General features: G+C 64.7%; 5 protein-coding genes and 1 rRNA gene. All 6 read right to left on the bottom strand.

The window, feature by feature from the left end:
• A partial coding sequence (locus V6M39_RS07385; RefSeq protein WP_332643152.1) for a TlyA family RNA methyltransferase occupies positions 1-576 on the bottom strand: 576 nt, incomplete at its 3' end.
• Complete coding sequence (locus V6M39_RS07380; protein ID WP_332643151.1) at positions 573-794, bottom strand: hypothetical protein; 222 nt, start codon at positions 792-794, stop codon at positions 573-575. The genes V6M39_RS07380 and V6M39_RS07385, both read right to left, overlap by 4 nt.
• Positions 791-1,792 (bottom strand): HAD-IIA family hydrolase, encoded by a 1,002-nt coding sequence (locus tag V6M39_RS07375; protein WP_332643149.1) that lies wholly within the window; start codon positions 1,790-1,792, stop codon positions 791-793. Before V6M39_RS07375 ends, V6M39_RS07380 begins: the two co-directional genes overlap by 4 nt.
• Positions 1,789-2,148 carry a single-stranded DNA-binding protein gene (locus tag V6M39_RS07370; protein WP_332643147.1) on the bottom strand — a complete coding sequence of 120 codons (360 nt, stop codon included), beginning with the start codon at positions 2,146-2,148 and terminating at the stop codon, positions 1,789-1,791. Before V6M39_RS07370 ends, V6M39_RS07375 begins: the two co-directional genes overlap by 4 nt.
• An 86-nt stretch (positions 2,149-2,234) precedes the next feature.
• Positions 2,235-3,170 (bottom strand): tetratricopeptide repeat protein, encoded by a 936-nt coding sequence (locus V6M39_RS07365; protein WP_332643145.1) that lies wholly within the window; start codon positions 3,168-3,170, stop codon positions 2,235-2,237.
• A gap of 76 nt (positions 3,171-3,246) precedes the next feature.
• Positions 3,247-3,361 (bottom strand): 5S ribosomal RNA (gene rrf, locus V6M39_RS07360); the annotation flags it as partial.

Here is a 3,361-nt window from a genome sequence, read left to right as displayed (position 1 = left end):
CTTGCCGACCTCGAACTGCGGCTTGATCATCAGCACGATGTCGCCTCCGTCCTCGCACACCCGCGTCAATGCCGGCATGACCACCGTAAGGGAGATGAACGACAGATCGGACACGACGAGCCCCACCTCTCCCCCGATGTCGTCTGCCTCGATGTTGCGGATGTTGGTGCGATCGAAGACGTGAACGCGTTCGTCGGACTGCAGCGCCCAGACCAGCTGCCCATATCCAACGTCGACTGCGGCGACTTCGCGCACACCCTTGCGCAGGAGGACATCGGTGAACCCACCCGTTGAGGCACCTGCGTCGAGCGCTCGACGACCCTCGACGTCGAGGCCCAGCGGTTCGAACACCTCGAGTGCTCCCAGAAGCTTGTGCGCTCCACGAGACGCGTAGGTCGGGCCCGAGCTCGTACGCACCACGATCGCCTGGTCGGTGGTGACACCAGTGGCCGCCTTGGTCGCCACGGAGCCCGCAACCGACACCGATCCTTCGCCGATCAGCGTCGCCGCGTGATCGCGCGACTTCGCGAGCCCACGACGTACGAGCTCAGCGTCGAGTCGCAACCTCCGAGTCATGGTGACTCCGGTGCGTCCCCGTCACGACCTGCGCTTGCCAGCGACTCGCGAAGAGCCTGGTGGATGGCGTCGAACTGCTCCGGGTGGTCGTTGATGTCGAGCTCGTCCAACGCCTCCAGGCGCGTGAGTGCCTCGTCGATGCGTTCGTTGCCTGTCGACTCAATCCCTGTCGACTCGGGCTCAGGGGTCGTCACATCTTCGGCAGGCGTCTCGGTCATGACTTCATTGTCCCATCGAGGCGCACGCGTAGGCCGGAGTGATCGGCAAGATGCCACGCGAGTCCCACGACCGCTCGAAATCCCGCGGTGCTCTGGTCGCTCGTTTCGAAGGTCAGTACTCCGTCGCTGACCTGCGCCGATGAGCTCTCGCAGTGCGCCGTCATTCCCTCGACTTCCACGGGCGAGTGAGCTTCGTTAAGTCCGCCAAGGCCGTAGGAGATGTAAGTCGGGCGATGACCCGCGCCGGCATCCATGACGTCCTGCAGGTCATTGACCCCGGTCAGCACGAACAGGGTGTCGATGTCGACGCCGATCGCTCCATCTATGTCGGTGTCCAGACGATCGCCGACCATCAGTGGGCGCTCACCCCCGAACCGTTCCAACGTCTCTCGGAACAGGGCAGCCTCGGGTTTGCCAGCAACCGTCGGGTTCGCTCCTGTTGCGTTGCGGATTGCCTGGACGAGCGAACCGTTGCCCGGCGCGACTCCACGAGCCGTCGGAATCGTGAGATCGGTATTGCTCGCAAACCATGGGATGCCGGCCCCGATGGCGTACGAAGCCTCGGCCAGCTGCACCCAGCTGACGTCGGGATGAAAGCCCTGGACCACCGCCAGTGGGCCCTCGTCCAACGTCGCCACGCAGCGAAGACCGCGCTCCTCCAACGGTCGACGCAGTCCCTCTCCACCAACCAACAACACCGCCGAGCCTGCGGGCAATGCGTCAGCGACGAGATGTGCCACGGCCTGCGCCGATGTGACAACGTCAGCATCGTCAACGTCCGACAGACCAATCTCTCGCAGGTGTGCCGCAACCTCGGAGGCAGTGCGAGATGCGTTGTTCGTGATGTAGGCCAGTGACGTACCCGCAGACCGAGCAGCATCGAGCGACTCGACCGCACCAGGTACGGCATCCGGGCCTACGTAGACGACACCGTCGAGGTCGAGCATCGCGAGATCGTAAACCTCGCTCAACGGACGGTCGCTCGAGCCCAAGGTCATGACGACGAGGCTACCGCCGCCTTGTCCGACCCTCGATCGGCCCTCTGACACGAATCGAGCTCAACCGTCACCCGACTGATCGGCCCGGCCGAACCCCGAGAGAACCGACGGCGAAGCTCCCCTGTCACGACCACCTCGGTTCCGGCCTCCAGTCGCCGAGCGACACGCCGCATGGCAGTCGTCCAGGCAGCACAGTCGATCGTGTCGACAGGTTGTTTGGACCGGCGACGTGCAGCAGGGCTGCGCTGCACGATCAGCCGAAATGAGACGACCTCGTCTCCGCTGGGCAGGATGTGGGCTTCTGGACTGGCGGACACGCGGCCCGCCAAGGTCACCTGGTTGTGTGTTTGGGTCATGAAACGACTCTGCCCCTCACTTTTGGTGAGGGGCAGAGTGTTGATTTCGCGCTGTGGACGCTCACGCCGCGTCGAGAACTTGTGGACTATTCGCCCAGCTCAGCGAGCCGCTCATGAGCGTCGGTGGCCTGGTTGCCGTCGACAGCAACCGTGCGGTGGAACCACTCGACTGCCTCTTCCTTGCGACCGGCATCCAGCAATGCGTCGGCATACGCGTAGCGAAGCCTCGGAACCCATTCGCCGCGCCCCTTGGTGTGTAGCGGCTCGGTCTCGAGGAGACGGATCGCGGCGTCGTACTGGCCCTGATCACGACGGGCGCCAGCAACCACGATCGACAGCTCGATCTGGCCGGCGTCGTCAAGATGCGCACGCACGGAAGGCGTGTCGTACTCGATCGCCTTCTGCGGACGCTTCAACGCGCGCTCGCAGTCGGCCATCATCGGTGCGTAGAGATGGCTGCCGTTCATACGCTTGGCTGCCCGGAACTCTGAGAGCGCCTCGGCGAACTTGCCGCATGCGTAAGCGGTCTCGCCACAGGCCTCGCGAACCAGACCGGTACGCGTCGCACGTGCTCGAGCTGCAAGTGCATGCAGGTGCGCCTGCTCAGGGTCTTCGTGGATCAGCAAACCGGCCATCACGAGATGCCGCGCGACCTTGTCGGCGAGCTTCTCGGGAAGTGCCTGAAGAGCCTGGCGGGCGTACTTGTCGAGGTCCTTCGCGCTGACGTCGTCAGGGATCGGAGGACCGTCATAGATCTTCTGCGCTGCGGTCCGGTCGCCCTCTTCCTGGCGACGATCGCGGCGCGCTTCGTAGGGCTTGCCGTCCCTGCGAGGGGTCTGCGGCTTGCCATCGCGGCGCTCGGGTCGGCTGTCGCGACCCTGTCCGGCAGGCTTGCCATCGCGGCGCGGCGGATCGCCGGCACCACGTCGATCTCGGCCCTGACCTGCGGGTTTGCCTCCGCGAGGCCCCCCGCGGCCCGCGGGCTTCCCACCGTCTCGGCGGGGGTTTCTCGACTCTGCCATGAGTCGATCCTCTCATCGAAATGCTTGGAAAATGCAGCGAGGCCGCTCCCTAGGGAGCGGCCTCGCGCTAATGATTGTCCGGCGGCGTCCTACTCTCCCACACAGTCACCCGTGCAGTACCATCGGCGCTGAATGGCTTAACTTCCGGGTTCGGAATGTTACCGGGTGTTTCCCATTCGCTATGGCCGCCG

The organism is Aeromicrobium sp. (assembly GCF_036675695.1).
GTDB lineage: Bacteria > Actinomycetota > Actinomycetes > Propionibacteriales > Nocardioidaceae > Aeromicrobium.
This window is presented reverse-complemented; position numbering and strand designations above follow the sequence as displayed.

Excerpts from the sequence above, each read along its gene's own strand:
- V6M39_RS07380 (WP_332643151.1), bottom strand. The coding sequence starts at position 794 with ATGACCGAGACGCCTGCCGAAGATGTGACGACCCCTGAGCCCGAGTCG.
- V6M39_RS07375 (WP_332643149.1), bottom strand. The coding sequence starts at position 1,792 with ATGACCTTGGGCTCGAGCGACCGTCCGTTGAGCGAGGTTTACGATCTC.
- V6M39_RS07370 (WP_332643147.1), bottom strand. The coding sequence starts at position 2,148 with ATGACCCAAACACACAACCAGGTGACCTTGGCGGGCCGCGTGTCCGCC.
- V6M39_RS07365 (WP_332643145.1), bottom strand. The coding sequence starts at position 3,170 with ATGGCAGAGTCGAGAAACCCCCGCCGAGACGGTGGGAAGCCCGCGGGC.